20 protein-coding genes and 1 pseudogene are annotated in these 14,993 nt (G+C 55.8%); 11 read left to right on the top strand and 10 right to left on the bottom strand.

What is annotated here, in order from left to right; all coding sequences use genetic code 11:
- Nucleotides 1-21 precede the first annotated feature (21 nt).
- Nucleotides 22-228: a cold-shock protein gene (locus ACR0KC_RS00105; protein WP_008758035.1), complete on the top strand. Its 207-nt coding sequence runs from the start codon at nucleotides 22-24 to the stop codon at nucleotides 226-228.
- 115 nt (nucleotides 229-343) lie between these two features.
- Here ACR0KC_RS00105 and thyX read toward each other — a convergent pair whose 3' ends face one another.
- The gene (gene thyX, locus ACR0KC_RS00100; RefSeq protein WP_170393643.1) at nucleotides 344-1,255 is read right to left on the bottom strand and encodes an FAD-dependent thymidylate synthase; all 912 of its coding nucleotides are present in this window, start codon (nucleotides 1,253-1,255) and stop codon (nucleotides 344-346) included.
- 177 nt (nucleotides 1,256-1,432) lie between these two features.
- Between thyX and ACR0KC_RS00095 the strand changes: the two genes are divergently transcribed.
- Genes ACR0KC_RS00095 through ACR0KC_RS00085 form a run of 3 tightly spaced genes read left to right on the top strand, consistent with a single transcriptional unit; the run spans nucleotide 1,433 to nucleotide 3,329 of the window.
- Complete coding sequence (locus ACR0KC_RS00095) at nucleotides 1,433-1,861, top strand: VOC family protein (RefSeq protein WP_170393645.1); 429 nt, start codon at nucleotides 1,433-1,435, stop codon at nucleotides 1,859-1,861.
- Nucleotides 1,858-2,562 carry a DUF1194 domain-containing protein gene (locus ACR0KC_RS00090; RefSeq protein WP_170510742.1) on the top strand — a complete coding sequence of 235 codons (705 nt, stop codon included), beginning with the start codon at nucleotides 1,858-1,860 and terminating at the stop codon, nucleotides 2,560-2,562. The genes ACR0KC_RS00095 and ACR0KC_RS00090 overlap by 4 nt, the downstream gene beginning before the upstream one ends.
- On the top strand, nucleotides 2,559-3,329 hold the full coding sequence (locus tag ACR0KC_RS00085; protein WP_480704430.1) for a DUF1194 domain-containing protein: 771 nt from the start codon (nucleotides 2,559-2,561) through the stop codon (nucleotides 3,327-3,329). The genes ACR0KC_RS00090 and ACR0KC_RS00085 overlap by 4 nt, the downstream gene beginning before the upstream one ends.
- Here the strand turns inward: ACR0KC_RS00085 and ACR0KC_RS00080 are convergent.
- From ACR0KC_RS00080 to ACR0KC_RS00070, 3 genes are all read right to left on the bottom strand, one after another.
- On the bottom strand, nucleotides 3,276-3,773 hold the full coding sequence (locus ACR0KC_RS00080; RefSeq protein ID WP_170393651.1) for a MarR family winged helix-turn-helix transcriptional regulator: 498 nt from the start codon (nucleotides 3,771-3,773) through the stop codon (nucleotides 3,276-3,278). The genes ACR0KC_RS00085 and ACR0KC_RS00080 overlap by 54 nt on opposite strands.
- Nucleotides 3,774-3,850: 77 nt before the next feature.
- Nucleotides 3,851-4,108 (bottom strand): succinate dehydrogenase assembly factor 2, encoded by a 258-nt coding sequence (locus ACR0KC_RS00075; protein WP_170563461.1) that lies wholly within the window; start codon nucleotides 4,106-4,108, stop codon nucleotides 3,851-3,853.
- Nucleotides 4,105-4,497 carry a helix-turn-helix domain-containing protein gene (locus ACR0KC_RS00070; protein ID WP_170393655.1) on the bottom strand — a complete coding sequence of 131 codons (393 nt, stop codon included), beginning with the start codon at nucleotides 4,495-4,497 and terminating at the stop codon, nucleotides 4,105-4,107. The genes ACR0KC_RS00075 and ACR0KC_RS00070 overlap by 4 nt, the downstream gene beginning before the upstream one ends.
- Before the next feature lie 92 nt (nucleotides 4,498-4,589).
- Between ACR0KC_RS00070 and ACR0KC_RS00065 the strand changes: the two genes are divergently transcribed.
- On the top strand, nucleotides 4,590-5,792 hold the full coding sequence (locus ACR0KC_RS00065; RefSeq protein ID WP_170420989.1) for a pyridoxal phosphate-dependent aminotransferase: 1,203 nt from the start codon (nucleotides 4,590-4,592) through the stop codon (nucleotides 5,790-5,792).
- A gap of 14 nt (nucleotides 5,793-5,806) precedes the next feature.
- Nucleotides 5,807-6,208, top strand: coding sequence for a hypothetical protein (locus ACR0KC_RS00060; protein WP_170404825.1), 402 nt, complete (start codon nucleotides 5,807-5,809; stop codon nucleotides 6,206-6,208).
- Nucleotides 6,209-6,212: 4 nt separating this feature from the next.
- Here the strand turns inward: ACR0KC_RS00060 and ACR0KC_RS00055 are convergent, their stop codons facing one another.
- The 3 genes from ACR0KC_RS00055 to ACR0KC_RS00045 all read right to left on the bottom strand — a co-directional run bounded on the left by ACR0KC_RS00055 (nucleotide 6,213) and on the right by ACR0KC_RS00045 (nucleotide 9,412).
- A complete protein-coding gene (locus tag ACR0KC_RS00055) occupies nucleotides 6,213-7,577 on the bottom strand; it encodes an MATE family efflux transporter (protein WP_170404822.1) in 1,365 nt (454 codons plus the stop codon).
- 129 nt (nucleotides 7,578-7,706) lie between these two features.
- Nucleotides 7,707-8,636, bottom strand: a complete 930-nt coding sequence (gene ppk2, locus ACR0KC_RS00050; RefSeq protein WP_170404818.1) for a polyphosphate kinase 2 — start codon at nucleotides 8,634-8,636, stop codon at nucleotides 7,707-7,709.
- A 167-nt stretch (nucleotides 8,637-8,803) separates the two neighbouring features.
- On the bottom strand, nucleotides 8,804-9,412 hold the full coding sequence (locus ACR0KC_RS00045) for a carboxymuconolactone decarboxylase family protein (RefSeq protein ID WP_480704427.1): 609 nt from the start codon (nucleotides 9,410-9,412) through the stop codon (nucleotides 8,804-8,806).
- 240 nt (nucleotides 9,413-9,652) lie between these two features.
- On the opposite strand from ACR0KC_RS00045, the gene ACR0KC_RS00040 reads away from it, so the two are divergent.
- Nucleotides 9,653-10,153 (top strand): NYN domain-containing protein, encoded by a 501-nt coding sequence (locus ACR0KC_RS00040; protein ID WP_170420985.1) that lies wholly within the window; start codon nucleotides 9,653-9,655, stop codon nucleotides 10,151-10,153.
- A 150-nt stretch (nucleotides 10,154-10,303) separates the two neighbouring features.
- Entirely contained in the window at nucleotides 10,304-12,262 is a 1,959-nt protein-coding gene (parE, locus tag ACR0KC_RS00035; protein ID WP_170420984.1) for a DNA topoisomerase IV subunit B, read from the top strand.
- Between the two features lie 11 nt (nucleotides 12,263-12,273).
- Here the strand turns inward: parE and ACR0KC_RS00030 are convergent, their stop codons facing one another.
- Nucleotides 12,274-12,645 (bottom strand): hypothetical protein, encoded by a 372-nt coding sequence (locus ACR0KC_RS00030; protein WP_480771335.1) that lies wholly within the window; start codon nucleotides 12,643-12,645, stop codon nucleotides 12,274-12,276.
- Nucleotides 12,646-12,904: 259 nt separating this feature from the next.
- Here ACR0KC_RS00030 and ACR0KC_RS00025 point away from each other — a divergent pair, with 259 nt between their 5' ends.
- From ACR0KC_RS00025 to ACR0KC_RS00015, 3 genes are all read left to right on the top strand, one after another.
- Nucleotides 12,905-13,153: a ribbon-helix-helix protein, CopG family gene (locus ACR0KC_RS00025; RefSeq protein ID WP_480771334.1), complete on the top strand. Its 249-nt coding sequence runs from the start codon at nucleotides 12,905-12,907 to the stop codon at nucleotides 13,151-13,153.
- Nucleotides 13,154-13,167: 14 nt separating this feature from the next.
- Nucleotides 13,168-13,485 carry a hypothetical protein gene (locus ACR0KC_RS00020; RefSeq protein WP_480771333.1) on the top strand — a complete coding sequence of 106 codons (318 nt, stop codon included), beginning with the start codon at nucleotides 13,168-13,170 and terminating at the stop codon, nucleotides 13,483-13,485.
- 179 nt (nucleotides 13,486-13,664) lie between these two features.
- Nucleotides 13,665-13,946 (top strand): hypothetical protein, encoded by a 282-nt coding sequence (locus ACR0KC_RS00015; protein WP_170420982.1) that lies wholly within the window; start codon nucleotides 13,665-13,667, stop codon nucleotides 13,944-13,946.
- Nucleotides 13,947-14,005: 59 nt separating this feature from the next.
- Here the strand turns inward: ACR0KC_RS00015 and ACR0KC_RS00010 are convergent, their stop codons facing one another.
- Together ACR0KC_RS00010 and ACR0KC_RS00005 are read right to left on the bottom strand one after the other, a co-directional pair.
- Nucleotides 14,006-14,776 carry an alpha/beta hydrolase gene (locus tag ACR0KC_RS00010; protein ID WP_480771332.1) on the bottom strand — a complete coding sequence of 257 codons (771 nt, stop codon included), beginning with the start codon at nucleotides 14,774-14,776 and terminating at the stop codon, nucleotides 14,006-14,008.
- Nucleotides 14,777-14,834: 58 nt separating this feature from the next.
- Nucleotides 14,835-14,993: pseudogene (locus tag ACR0KC_RS00005) on the bottom strand (iron-containing alcohol dehydrogenase); the annotation flags it as partial.

Genomic DNA, 14,993 nt, shown 5'->3' with positions numbered 1-14,993 from the left:
AAGTAGAAGGAGACACGGGAAATGCCAACCGGCACCGTGAAATGGTTTAATACAACCAAAGGCTATGGTTTTATTGCGCCCGACGAAGGGGGCAAAGATGTGTTTGTTCATATCTCGGCCGTAGAACGATCCGGTCTGACCGGACTCGCTGACAATCAGAAAGTCTCGTACGAGTTGCAGGACGGACGTGACGGCCGCCAAATGGCTGCTGATTTGAAGCCGCTGTAAGGCACAGCCCGCCCCGGCGGGAAAGATAAAAGAAGGTTGACGGCCAATTTCAGGCCGTTAACCGCAAACCCTAGTGAACGCGCCCACCTTGGGACGTGCTCGGTTTTCTGTTGAATCAACCCTCTCGGATAACAGCCTCAAACTCACGCCATTCCCGTGCGGTCATGCCTGAGTTTTCCTGAGTGACATCTTCACCGCTGAGCATCCGACGCAAGCAGGTCACCATCTGCGCCGAGAGGTTGACTGCGCCAAGGCGGTAGTCCTCAAACGCGCGGTAGGCAAACGGTACCCAGTCGGCGACAATCTTGCACATGGTATCTGCGTAAACGCGGATTTCGTACTGCGCGTGCGGGTCGGCACGCAGACGCAAGAAGTGGAACAAGTTGTGCAAGTCCACCTTCCAATACCATTGCGTATAAATGTTGGCTGGAAGGTTCATCCGCGCCAGTTCACGCGCAAGCCCTTGCTGGCCGTCCTGACCGATCATCGCCTCGTAGTTGTCATAGCAGCGCGCACTGTCCGCTTTCAGTATCTCCAACACGCGCGCGGCCTCTTCGCCTTGCAATGTGTCTCCACGGCCCTGATTGTTAACCTCGGATTGCGCGGCGACATGTTCGGGTGCCGGGATATAGAACTCTCGATCCAGGATCGAATACCGCGCCGAATATTCGTTCACATTCGCCGTGCGGTGGCGGATCCACTGGCGGGCTACGAATACGGGCAGTTTGACGTGCAACTTGATCTCGCACATTTCAAACGGGGTCGAATGCCAGTGGCGCATCAGATAGCGGATCAGACCTTCATCATTTTGCACCGACTTGGTGCCTTTGCCGTAGGAAACACGCGCGGCCTGACAGATCGCAGCATCGTCGCCCATATAGTCGATAACGCGGACAAATCCGTGATCCAGAACCTGATGCGCCGTGTACAGATGATCTTCCATACCTTCGGCAACGACGCGGCGGGTCGGGCTCGACTGTGCGCGCTGAGCTTCGATCTCGGCCAGTTGGTCGGCAGACAGAGGCATGAAATTATCCTTTCCAGCAATGAGTCGCCGACCACTATATATCGGCAAGCTTGCCATCGGAACCGCGATATGTGCGGCGCATTGCGCTAAATCGGAATTGTGTCCGGCCAGCCCCTCGACATGGGATGAAGGCGCGCTAAGGTGCTTGGCATCACAACCAATGCAAGGAAAGTCGCGATGGGGCTGACATATCTCCACACCATGGTCCGCGTGAAGGATCTTGAGAAATCCATAGCGTTTTATGAACTATTGGGCCTGAAGGAAACGCGTCGTTATGAAAGCGAGGCTGCGCGGTTCACACTGGTATTCCTCGCCCCACCGGGACAAGAGGACGCGCCCATTGAACTTACATACAACTGGGATGGCGACGACGCACTGCCAAGCGACAGCCGCCATTTCGGGCACCTCGCCTATGGCGTCGACAACATTTACGAGACCTGCCAGCATCTTCAGGACAATGGCGTCGTGATCAACCGCCCGCCACGCGACGGGCGTATGGCGTTCGTTCGCTCGCCCGACAATGTCTCGATCGAGTTGCTGCAAAATGGTGAAGCGTTAGCCCCGGCAGAGCCTTGGTCTAGCATGGAAAGCACCGGCCACTGGTGATCCGCTGGCTGGGAGCGCTGGGGCTGGCTGTCACGGGCAGCCCCCTTTGGGCCGAGACCTGCCGCCTGGCGCTGGCGCTGGCCATGGACATCTCGACCTCGGTGGACGCGACCGAGGATGCGCTGCAACGACAGGGGCTGGCCAACGCATTGATTGCGCCCGAGGTGCAGGAGGCTTTCTTCCTTTCACCTCAACCGGTTGCATTAGCCGTCTATGAATGGTCCGGCAGTTTCAACCAGACATTGCTTTTGGATTGGACGATAATCGATACTCGGGCCAATTTGATCTCCGCCGCGCATCGGATCGGGACATCGAAGCGATCGGAAGACGAGTTTCCAACTGCGATGGGTCACGCACTGGCTTTTGGGGCGACCTTGCTGGAGAGCGCCCCGAATTGTCTGTTCCAAACCATCGATATCTCGGGCGATGGCAAGAACAACGATGGCTACGGGCCACAGATCGCTTACAAACACTTTCCGTTCGAAAACACGACCGTGAATGGTCTGGTGATCAATGCAGCTGATTTCGAAGGAGAAATCGACTTGATCCCGTTCTTTCAGAAAAATGTTCTACACGGACCCGGAGCTTTTCTTGAGATCGCCGCTGGGTTCGAAGATTTTGAGCGTGCCATGCGTCGCAAACTGGAACGGGAATTGAAAGGATTGGAACTTAGTGCGTTGCAACCGGATAATGCGAAATGATCCGCCTGTGTGTGACACTTCTTTGCCTGCTGGCCAACCCGCTTTCAGCGCAATGTCGACAGGCCTTGGCGTTGGGAATGGATGTCTCTGGTTCGGTCGACAGTCGTGAGTACAGGTTGCAACTTAGTGGCCTTGCGGCGGCGTTGCGCCATCCCGAGGTGGTTCAACTGATCCTTTCAAACCCGTCCACCTTTGTACGGATCGCTATCTACGAATGGAGCGAACCTGGCCACCAACGCCTCTTGCTTGGTTGGACAGATGTTCGCTCGACTGCTGATCTGCGTCGAATTCAGCAACATTTAGAAAGCACAACACGCTCATCAGCGCCGCAGGGAACGGCGGTCGGGTCGGCCATGTTGTACGGTGCTGAGATGTTGGAGAGCCAAAGCGATTGCTGGCGGCGAACACTGGATCTGTCCGGTGATGGTAAGCACAATCTCGGACATCACCCGCGGGACATAAAAGCCACTCTGCAAAACACTGATATTACAATCAATGCCCTTGTAATCGGTATCGACGACCCCAATCCAGGAGACACCCGCCAGGTAGAAATTGGGGAGCTATCTGCTTATTACCACGCGTGGGTCATCCGAGGCCCCGATGCTTTCGTCGAAGTCGCCCTTGGCTTCGAAGCCTATGAAGATGCGATGACACGTAAACTGATCCGTGAGCTTGAAGGTCTGTCGCTCTCCCAAACTCAGCCATCAAAGCTATCAGTAGATATACCGAATCTGATCGGTCCAATATCGTTCGACCCGACGCAGTGAACCGGTGATCTCTTCAATCCCATCGGTCCCGATCACGCCGCGGTTTTGCAGCCCTTCTGCATGGCGGGCGAACAGGTCTGACACGATATCGCGAATCTCACGCCCACGCGGCGTCAGGCGTACCCGTACCGAGCGGCGGTCAATCTCGCATCGTTGATGGTGCATATAGCCCATCTCGACCAGTTTCTTAAGATTGTAGCTGACATTGCTGCCTTGATAGTAACCACGGCTCTTCAACTCTCCGGCGGTTACTTCATGGTCGCCTATGTTGAACAACAGCAGAGCCTGCACCGCGTTGATCTCAAGTACGCCGACACGCTCGAATTCATCCTTGATAACGTCCAGAAGCAAGCGATGCAGACGCTCGACCAGCGCCAACGCCTCAAGATAGCTCGTCATGAACCCCTTGGTCCCGGGCGCGGTGACCTGTAACTCCATACTCATTCAATCCTCCGATTCATCGCGCTGTTTCTGAAAACATGACGCGAATTCCCGAAAAATCGGTTAAGCCTGATGATTGCTTATTTTTGAAAGGTTTGCGCGATATCCGCGATCAATTCGGCCAGCGGTTCCGGCGGGCTGGCCTGACCAGTGACCCATTGATAAAGGTCCTGATCATTTTCATGCAGCAAGGCATCGTATGTGTCCAATCCCGCCTCGTCCATCGAAGGCAGATTGCGATCGGCATATGCCGTCAGGATCAAATCCATCTCTTTGATGCCCCGCCGCATCGAACGCATTTTCATGCGCTTGATCCGGGTCTCGCGCGGCTCGGTCATTGATTGCGTTCCAATTTCAGACGCAGCGCTTTTTCGACGCGAGCCAGACGCTCGGAGTTGGCTCGCATCTCACCTCGGATCGTGCGTAGCTCTGCAACAAGATCGCGCAATTCCGAGTCCGTATCGCCATGCAGGCTTGTTTCGTCCATGCCGTCGCCCTCGCCCGTCAGAAGCCACATGATCGAGACATTCAGTAGCCCCGCCATCATCGACAGCTTGTTCGCGCGGGGTTCCGACAAATCATCTTCCCACGAGGTGATCGTGGCTTTTTTGACACCAAGCCTGCGGGCCAATTGGGTCTGCGTCATGCCTGCGGCTTCGCGTGCGCCAGCAACGCGATCCCCGAAGGTTGCGGTGTCCGGTCCGAACCAGTCTGTTTCGTCGTTCATCGGGGTCTCCAAAGGGTAAAACTCAATTGGCTTGATCGTTATTTCGGCGCACCCTATGACAGTCGGGCTGAACATACAAACCGAGGCCGACCATGAGTTTCCTGTCTGCGACACTGTCACGCGTAAAACCCTCGCCCACCATCGCGATGACGTCCAAAGCAGCCGAGCTGAAGGCCGCCGGGCGCGATGTGATCGGGCTGAGCGCAGGCGAGCCCGATTTCGACACGCCGCAGAACATCAAGGACGCCGCCGTGGCCGCCATCGCTGCGGGCAAGACCAAATACACTGCTCCGGACGGCATCCCCGAGCTAAAACAGGCGGTTTGCGCCAAGATGAAGCGTGACCACGGATTGGACTATACGCCCGCTCAGGTCTCGGTCGGGACCGGGGGTAAGCAGACGCTTTACAACGCGCTGATGGCTACGCTGAACGAGGGCGATGAGGTCCTCATCCCCGCGCCCTATTGGGTCAGCTACCCGGACATGGTGTTACTGGCCGGTGGCACACCAGTGATCGTCGAAACTTCGCTGCAGACCAATTTCAAACTGACAGCGGATCAACTGGAAGCCGCAATCACACCTAAAACGAAATGGTTCATCTTCAACTCACCCTCGAATCCCACCGGAGCGGGCTATAGCCGGGCTGAACTGAAAGAACTGACAGATGTCCTGATGCGGCATCCGCATGTTTGGGTGATGACCGATGATATGTATGAGCACCTGGCCTATGACGGGTTCGAGTTCTGCACGCCCGCACAGGTGGAACCGAGACTTTATGATCGGACGCTGACCTGCAATGGCGTCTCCAAAGCCTATGCCATGACCGGTTGGCGTATTGGCTATGCGGCAGGCCCGGTCGAGTTGATCGCCGCGATGCGCAAGGTGCAATCTCAATCAACTTCGAATCCCAGTTCGGTCAGCCAATGGGCAGCAGTCGAGGCTCTGAATGGAACTCAAGCATTCCTTGCGCCGAATAATGAGATCTTCAAACGCCGTCGCGATCTGGTCGTCGACATGCTCAGCCAAATCGACGGTATCTCGTGCCCGACACCCGAAGGCGCGTTCTACGTCTATCCATCAATCGCAGGCTTGATCGGGAAAACCACACCCGCGGGCACCGTGATAGATTCGGACGAAACCTTCGCAATCGCCCTGCTGGAAGAGGCCGACGTGGCGGTGGTGTTTGGCGCAGCTTTTGGTCTGTCGCCCAATTTCCGCGTCAGCTATGCGACCTCTGATGAAGCCCTGACTGAAGCCTGCACACGCATCCAACGTTTTTGCGCCGCGCTCACCTGATTCCGGAGTTTGTTATGTCCACAGCCCTGCCTGAATACTATTTCCGCGTGCGCGAAAATGGGGCAGCGGTGTTCAGGATCGACACGGAAAACCGCCATCGCCGGATCGAGATGGAACAGATCGCGGTCATCAACATCCGCAATGGCGAGGTCAAACCGCAGGGCCAGCGTGTACTAAGCGACGCCGACAACGATGAAATCGCGCGCTGGATGGAAGAGCGCAAAGCCCTGCTATCCCGCCGCGATATGGATGATATACACCGTGCGGTTGACTACCTGAATCTGACCACGCAATGGGCCCAGTCTAAAGCAACGGATGCGCAATTAGAGGACGTGACCGACCCATTGCTAATGGCAATGCACGACTTGCGGTCGGTACTTGTTCGAAAGAAATCCGACCGGATGAGCAAAGAATGATCCCCTAGGCGGGAACTTCTCCTACATCGCGCACCGACCTTAGCCAGAAGCGCGCCATCAACAATACGGCAGCACAAGCGAGGCCAATCACGAGGCCAAGCCAGACTCCGATCCCCTCCATACCTTGAACAAAGCCGAAATAGTACGAAGCGGGGATACCGATCACCCAATAGCTGAGTGCGGCCATCACCATCGGTATTTTTGCATCCTGCAAACCTCGCAACAGGCCTAGTGCGATGACCTGCGCCCCATCGACCAGCTGGAACAAAGCAGCCATCGCCAGCAGGCCAGTGCCGATTAACAGGATCTGTGGCCGCTGCGGATCATCGGCCTCCATAAACAGCGAGATCAGGGGCTCAGCGCATGTCAGGAATAGAACAATCGTCAAGACCGACACGATCAACGACATCCCGGTCACCGTAATCGCGCCTTTCTCAAGATGCGCCCGATCCCGTCGACCCAACGCGTTGCCCGCCCGAATAGTTGCCACATTAGACAGGCCCAAATGAACCATGAACGTCGCCGAGGCGAGGTTTAACGCAATCCCGTGAGCTGCCAGCGGCACTGGACCCAACCAGCCCATCATGACAGCAGAGATCGCGAACAACGACACCTCCGCCAGTGTCGTCAGACCGATGGGAACGCCCAAACGCAGCACGCTCATGAACATCTCCCAATCCGGGCGCCAAAACCGCTGAAACAAGCTGTGTTCCGGCAACGCACGCACCGCATAGATCACGACCGCCACCAATGATACGATCTGCGTCACCACTGACGCGATAGCCGCACCAATCACCCCAAGTTCGGGCGCGCCCCAGTTTCCGAAGATCAGCGCATAGTTGGTCACGCCATTGACCACAGCTGCAACAATCGTGATCCACAGCACAATCTGCGTCCGCTCAAGTGCGGCCAAATAGGACTTCAGGACCATCACCAACAGCGCCGGGAACAAGCCCCACCCCGCGACCCGCAGGTATACTGACGCAGTTTCAGCAACTTGCGGCTCTTGCTTCAAAGCAATCAGGATCGGATGGGACCACCACAAAAGGGGCATCATCACCGTCGCATAGATCAGTGATAGCCACAGACCCATGCGAGTGGAGCGGCGAATGCTGGTCTCATTCTCCTCGGCGGCAGCGGTCGCCACCATTGGCATTACGGCCCACCCAAACCCGGCACCAAACAGGAACAGGACGAAGTAATAGCTGTTGGCCAGCGTCACGGCAGCCAACGCCTCGACCCCGTACCAGCCCAGCATGACTGTATCGGTCAAACCAATCGCATACTGTGCCAGATGCCCGCCAATCAATGGCAGGCCCAGCACCGCGATTGCGCGCAAATGGCCGGGATATGTCATCACCTTGTTCATTCCGCCAGCCTTAGGCTTGCGCGCTGCCCGAGACAAGAGCGGAACAAACTTATTTCATAATGAGACTAACGAGAACAAAGCGACGCAAGCCATCACCTTTGGTGCAACGGCTTTACAGTTTATCGATTTTCAGCCGATCTTCGCGTCAGGATGCAGCGCTGTCCCCAGAATATGGTCCGAGTTATGAATTACGTGATGCGCCTGCCCAACTATCAACGGATCAGGCTCACCAACGATCCTGAGGTCTTTGTCCGGGTAGTCCAGCGTCGACAGGAAATGCCGCATGCAGTTCAGACGCGCGCGTTTCTTGTCGTTGGATTTGACAATCGTCCAGGGCGCATCAGCGGTGTCGGTGTAGAAGAACATCGCCTCTTTCGCCTCGGTATAATCATCCCATTTGCTCAGGCTAGCCTTGTCAATCGGTGACAGTTTCCATTGCTTCAACGGATCAGTTTCACGACTCCCAAAGCGCCGCTGCTGTTCTTCCTGCGTGACCGAGAACCAGTACTTGTAAAGCTGAATGCCCGAGCGCACCAGCATCCGCTCCAACTCGGGCGTCTGCCGCATGAATTCCAGATACTCATTGGGTGAGCAGAAGCCCATCACCCGCTCGACGCCCGCACGGTTGTACCAGGACCGATCATAAAACACCATCTCGCCCACGGTGGGCAGCTGCTGCACATAACGCTGGTAATACCACTGCCCCTTCTCCTCATCCGTCGGCTTGTTCAATGCGACCACACGCGCCTGACGCGGGTTCAGATGCTCCATAAACCGCTTGATGGTCCCACCCTTGCCGGCGGCGTCGCGGCCCTCGAACAACAGCACAAACCGCTGCCCGGTCTCCTGCGCCCACAATTGAACCTTCAGCAACTCTGCCTGCAGCTCGGCCTTTTGCGCCTCGTAATCCTTGCGTGCCATTTTGCGGCCATAGGGGTACTTGCCGCTCTCGAAAGCTTGCCGGATTTTCTCGGATGTTGGTGCCGAGGCATCCGCCTTCAGGTCAGTTACAGCTTTGATCTGCGATGATTTTTGTTTGATCTGGGGTGCCGCATCCATACATGTTCTCCTCGGTTTCACTGTCGAGGAGATGCTTAGCCGATTGTCACATGGCGCGCTTTGATTGGTGTCAAATTGACATAGGTTTTATCGGGGCGTCAAAGAACAGGCCTATGCCCGTTCTTTACATGACCCCTAAATACATAGGGGAGCGGCCAGCCCCGCACTTACCGATGTCCCCAATCATCAGGATTGTCCGAGTTGTTCGGCGACAAGCCCAAAACGTCTCCGTCAGTCGAACACCCCAACCCCAAAACGGTTCTGTTCGCATAGGAGAAATACGAACACACCTGATTGATCTCAAGAATCTCGCCATCTTCCCACCCCGCCTCTCGCAGAGCGATCACATACGCCTCAGTCAGATCGCCGGGTGCCTCGGTCAGCTTGCGCGCATATCTCATCGCTTCGACCTGTGCCGCGTCCAGCGGGGCCGAGGCCGGATCACGCGCCTCAATCGCCGCACGGATCGCATTGCCGCGCACCTCATCATGCAGCAACCGCTGCAATCCGGAAAAGTGATGTTCTACGCAATATCCACACTTGTTCAGAGAGCTGACCCACACGCCCAACACCTCAAGAAACCACTTCGGTATCTTGTTGCCCGAGTGATGCAGTACGGCCTTATACATCGCCATATGGCCTTCCATCGAATGCGGCCGCAGACTGTGCGCCATCATGATATTGTCCACATTGTTGTCCGGCCCGGTGACCCGGTCATAAAGCCTCCTCAGCTTTCCCGTCGCCTCTTCGAATGGAATGGTTCTGATCCAGCTCAATTCTTCTGCTCCCTAATTTCTGCTTCCGGAACAAAGCCTAAACGGGATTTCGAAACATGACGAGACCTTGGAAAGCTCGCGGTTTAATATCAATCTGTTTTGCATCACTGATATATGCTGGGCAGCCACCCCTACTGTCTGCTACGTCCCTATTGAAACAACTTTCTGACCAAAGACTTTTCAACTGTGTGCCCTCTCATCTGTATTTTTGCCCTGTCTTGTTTTGGCTCTGCTATAGCTATGTTCAATCCAGCGTTCTCAGATTGGTTATTGCTGACAGGACCGTGCGCATTGGCAAGTTTGCTGCTGCTGTTCGGAAAAAGGCTACGCCGGCTCAAAACTTCAAAAAACTGGGCTGTCGTCGATGGATCAAATGTTTTGCACTGGAAAGGCGGTGTTCCTAATATCGCCACAGTGCGCGAGGTTGTCGACGAGTTGAAGACAAAGGGGCGGACACCGGGCGTCGTCTTTGATGCCAATGTAGGATACAAAATCTCAGATCGCTATATGAACGACAGTTCCCTTGCGGCTTTGCTTGGGTTGCCATGCAGCCACGTGATGGTTGCGCCGAAGGGTACTCCTGCCGACCCGCTAGTCCTTCAGGTAGCGCGGGATCTCGGCGCTGCTATCGTCACAAATGACCGGTTCCGTGATTGGGATGACGAATATTCGGATGTGCTTGAGAAAAGTTCTCTTGTTCGAGGTGGCTTTAAAGACAAAACTCTCTGGCTGTCATTGTAGTCTGTCATTGTAAACGCGCTGCAATACAGCGCTGAAATTCGCTCCGGTTCCGGTGACCCCGACAAACCGGATACAACACCTCGCGTCCCTCTTCCCCCGGACCACATCACCTGCCATAATGGGGGAAACTCAAAAACAAGAGCAGCACCCATGCCCGACGATCTGTTGACGCCAGAAGCGACCTCCACCTATGACGCCTCGTCCATCGAGGTGCTGGAAGGTCTGGAACCGGTCCGCAAACGCCCCGGCATGTATATTGGCGGCACCGATGAGCGTGCATTGCACCACATGGTGGCCGAAATCCTCGACAACTCGATGGACGAAGCGGTCGCGGGCCATGCCAACCGGATCGAGGTCGAGCTGCACGCAGATTACGCCCTGACCGTTCGTGACAACGGGCGCGGCATTCCGATCGACCCGCATCCCAAGTTCCCCGACAAGTCGGCACTTGAAGTGATCCTCTGTACCCTGCACGCAGGCGGTAAATTCTCGGGCAAGGCGTATCAGACTTCGGGCGGTCTGCACGGTGTGGGTGCATCGGTGGTGAATGCCCTGTCGGATTCGATGGTCGTGCAGGTGGCACGCGACAAACAGCTATTCGAACAACGCTTCTCGCGCGGTATCCCTCTAGGTCCGGTGGAAAAAGTAGGCGCAGCGCCCAACCGGCGCGGTACAACCGTCACGTTCCACGCCGACGCGGACATCTTCGGCCACCACAAATTCAAACCCGCGCGCCTATTCAAATCCATCCGCTCCAAGGCCTATCTGTTCTCGGGCGTCGAAATCCGCTGGAAATCTGCCATCGACGACGGCGAAACCCCGACCGAGGCCACCTTTCACTTCCCCGGCGGCCTGTCGGACTATCTGAAGGAGACGATGAACGGCTCGTCGACCTATGCCGAGCAGCCCTTTGCTGGCACCGTGGACTTTAACGAGAAGTTCGGCACCCCCGGCAAAGTCGAATGGGCGATCAACTGGACGCCTTCACGCGACGGGTTCATCCAGTCCTACTGTAACACTGTCCCCACCCCCGAAGGCGGCACACATGTCGCCGGTTTCTGGGCTGCGGTCCTCAAGGGGATCAAGGCCTATGGCGAGCTGATCAATAACAAGAAAGCAGGTCAGATCACCCGTGACGACCTGATCACCGGCGGCTGCGCGCTGGTGTCCTGCTTTATCTCGGAACCGGAATTCGTCGGCCAAACCAAAGACCGCCTCGCCACAGTCGAGGCGCAGCGGCTGGTCGAAAACTCGGTCCGCGACCATTTCGATAACTGGCTGGCGGCTGATACGAAATCCGCCGGGGCGATCCTCGACTTCCTCATCCTGAGGGCCGAAGAACGCCTGCGCCGACGGGCCGAGAAGGAAACACAACGCAAGTCCGCCACTAAGAAACTTCGTCTCCCCGGCAAGTTGGTGGACTGTAGTAGTTCAACACGGGACGGCACGGAATTATTCATCGTCGAGGGCGACTCGGCCGGTGGCTCCGCCAAAATGGGCCGTGACCGCAAAACACAGGCCCTGCTGCCCCTGCGCGGCAAGATTCTGAACGTGCTGGGCGCGGCCAGTTCCAAGCTGGGTACCAATGCCGAAATCAACGACCTGACCCAAGCGCTGGGTGTGGGGCTTGGCACCAAGTTCAATGTCGACGACCTGCGTTATGACAAGATTATCATCATGACCGACGCGGATGTGGACGGGGCGCATATCGCCTCGCTGCTGATGACGTTCTTCTTCACGCAGATGCGCCCGATGATCGACGCGGGCCACCTCTATCTGGCCTGCCCGCCCCTCTACCGCCTGACCCAAGGCGCCAAGCGCGTCTATTGTCTGGACGAGGCCGAGCGCGACGAATGGCTTGAAAAAGGTCTGGGCGGCAAAGGCAAGATCGACGTCTCACGCTTCAAAGGTCTGGGCGAAATGGACGCCAAGGACCTGAAAGAGACCACAATGGACCCGGCCTCGCGCAAGCTGATCCGCGTCACCATCGACGAGGACGAACCCGGCGAGACCGGCGACCTGGTCGAGCGCCTGATGGGCAAAAAACCCGAACTGCGGTTCCAATACATTCAGGAGAACGCCCGGTTTGTTGAGGAGTTGGATGTTTAGCTTTTGGCCAACTAAACCAATTTGACTACATCAAACGAAGATAAGGCGCCGGGGTCTCCGACGCCTATTATGGTCCAAACGTAGCTCTGGGAACAAATCTGTACTTTCACGGGATAGCCGGCTGCAACAATGGTTTGGATGCTATTTGTTAGATAATTTAGCTGAAATGTCTGCTCTCGACTCAAGAAGCTTTGAGCAGAAGCAACGACAAGAAAAGAGGTGATCTTGTGATACACCTCCGCAATTGCTTCCGAAATTCTAACCTGCTCCGTCTCCGGTAAAGCCTCCAATTCTCGCTCGGCCTGACCAGAGATCGATATCATGTTTAAGTCTTCGTGCTTCGGCTCTTTTTGGGCTTCCAGCATTCTCAGCAGCTCGCTCAATATTTTGTCACTTTTGCATCCCCCATCATCACAATAATGCGTTTTTTCGCATAGGGTCAACACTTTTTCTTTACTTTTTCATTGAAAAGTACTGAAAATAGGGTTGCGCGGATCCAAATCGATTGCTAATTGGCCCGCAAAACAGGGAGGAACAAACATAACCATGAAAAAGATGACAGAATGACACAATGAAATCTCAATGAACAAACTATATAAATAATCATGAGAAATGACAGTAATGTCTCTAAGGAGATCAAAAATGGCAACCGAATCCAATAACAGGAACGACAACTCGAAGTTTCGTTTCACTGTAGATGTATCCCGCAGGTTGGCAGATGAGATCGAGCGCATTGCCGAGGAAACGGGAAGAAGCAAGGCCGAGGTTTTTAGGCTTGCTATCGAACTTCTATCCACCGCCCGAGACGCTCGCCGCGAAGGTATGCATGTAGGTGCTTGGGAGGATTCTCCTGAGCATCGACGCGAGCGTGAATTCGTAAACTTCGGTTAAGTTGGTGCTGACCATTGAACAAGCCTGTCGTACAAGAAAAACAAGTTGAAACCGTCGACATTGGCAAGCAATCGAGCGAACTTCCATTGTACTCGGAAGGTTCGCTCGAAGCTCTAGACAAAGAGCACGCAATCCGAAACCATTGGTTCAAAGAAAAAGCGATCGTATTTTTGTCCGTGACAGTGATCTTGGCGATAATGGTTTTTAGCTTTTTTACGATCACATTCCCGCAAGACGATAGTTCTGCCGATTGGGGCCGCCAAACACTTTCAGCGTTGCTAGGCTTTGCAGCCGGTGCAATTTGGCAAACGAAAGCGAAGAAAAGTTCCTAAACCTCTCTCACTTCGGTGCGTCACTGCGACCGAAATCGAACCGCACTCACGGCCCCCTTGCCTAACCCGTTGATCCCGTTCACACTTACCCTCAAACCGTCACCAAAGAACGACATTTGAGGTTCCGAGCGTCCAAGACCCAATTTAACCACGATCAATTTTCCGAACGGGAGGACGACATGAAAACACTAACCCTCGGGCTGGCCCTGACCCTGCTGGCCTCGGCAGCCCCCGCGCAGCAGATGCTCAGCACTGCATCGCCCATACCGGACGGGGCCGAGACGCGGTTTTGCTACTATGACGGGATGGCCTATTCGCCAGACGCGTTCATCCTGCTGACCGGTGACAACACCGTAACCTCAACCATCAGCACGCGCGAGGAACGGCTGCTGCGGTGTCATCGCAATGACGATGGCTCTCTGGTCTGGAAACCGCAGAGCACGTTTCAAACCAACAACTGACGTAGGATGGGTTTCCAACCCATTAAAGCGGAGCGGGGACGATGGGGTGAAACCCCATCTTACCCAACATTCCGATCCAACCAGTCGGCAATCTGTTCGGCTGGGCCTTCCCAGCCCGGCTCCATGAACAGAAAATGCGCGTGGTTGTCGACAGGCAGGAAAGTCGCACGGTCTCCGTAAAGCTTCGCCAGAGCACGGCAGGTGTTGGGGTTCACGGCCCGGTCCTCGGTGCCTGAAACAATCAGCACCGGGCAGTCGACCTTGTCGATGTCCACCTTCATCGCTTGGTGATCGTCGAACATCCAGAAGAACATCTCGAACATCACCCGCCCGCTTTCGGGGCCAAGCTGGTCGAACACTTCGTGCTGCTGCGCCTCGGGCATCTTGTTGAGCGCAAAAGGGGCCATCAGTTCGAAATCGACGCGCATGGGCTGTTTCCAGAACGCCCCACCCTCCATCAACGCGCGCGGCACAGCGCGTTCGTCGTCGGTTTCCGGCAATGTGCCCCAAGCCGCGTTTGGGTTGATCAGGACAATTGCGCTGGCCAACCCCCGAGACGCCACCTTCTGCGCCACTACCCCCGCAATCGCATGGCCCAGTAGCACGGGTTCGCTATCCAACCCCTGCACGAAGTCCGAAATGTCATTGGCGTAATCTAGGACGCTTGTGTCGGTGAGGCCGGGATCGGGATCTGCCTTGGGGTCGCCACCATGATAGCGTAGCGCGGGCGCATGCACCGTCCAGCCACGTGCACGAAAGAAGCCCGCATAATCCTCCATACACCACGGTCCGGCAAAAGCACCGTGGATCAGAACAATCTCTTTCGTCATGAAAATCTCCCTCACCTCCGACCAGTATGAGAGGTGAGGGATCGGTTCGGCAAGCCTGTTAGTGTGCTGCGTTGAAGAGCGTTGTCAGGTTTTCTTCGGTCAATTCGATCGGATTCCCTCCGCATGAGGGGTCGATGATTGCGCCCTGGACCAGTTCGGGGATGGCGGCTTTGGTGACGCCGAGGTCGGAGAGTTTGCGGGGGATGGCGAGGCTGTC

This window comes from Ruegeria sp. CF3, from assembly GCF_056537365.1.
This window is presented reverse-complemented; position numbering and strand designations above follow the sequence as displayed.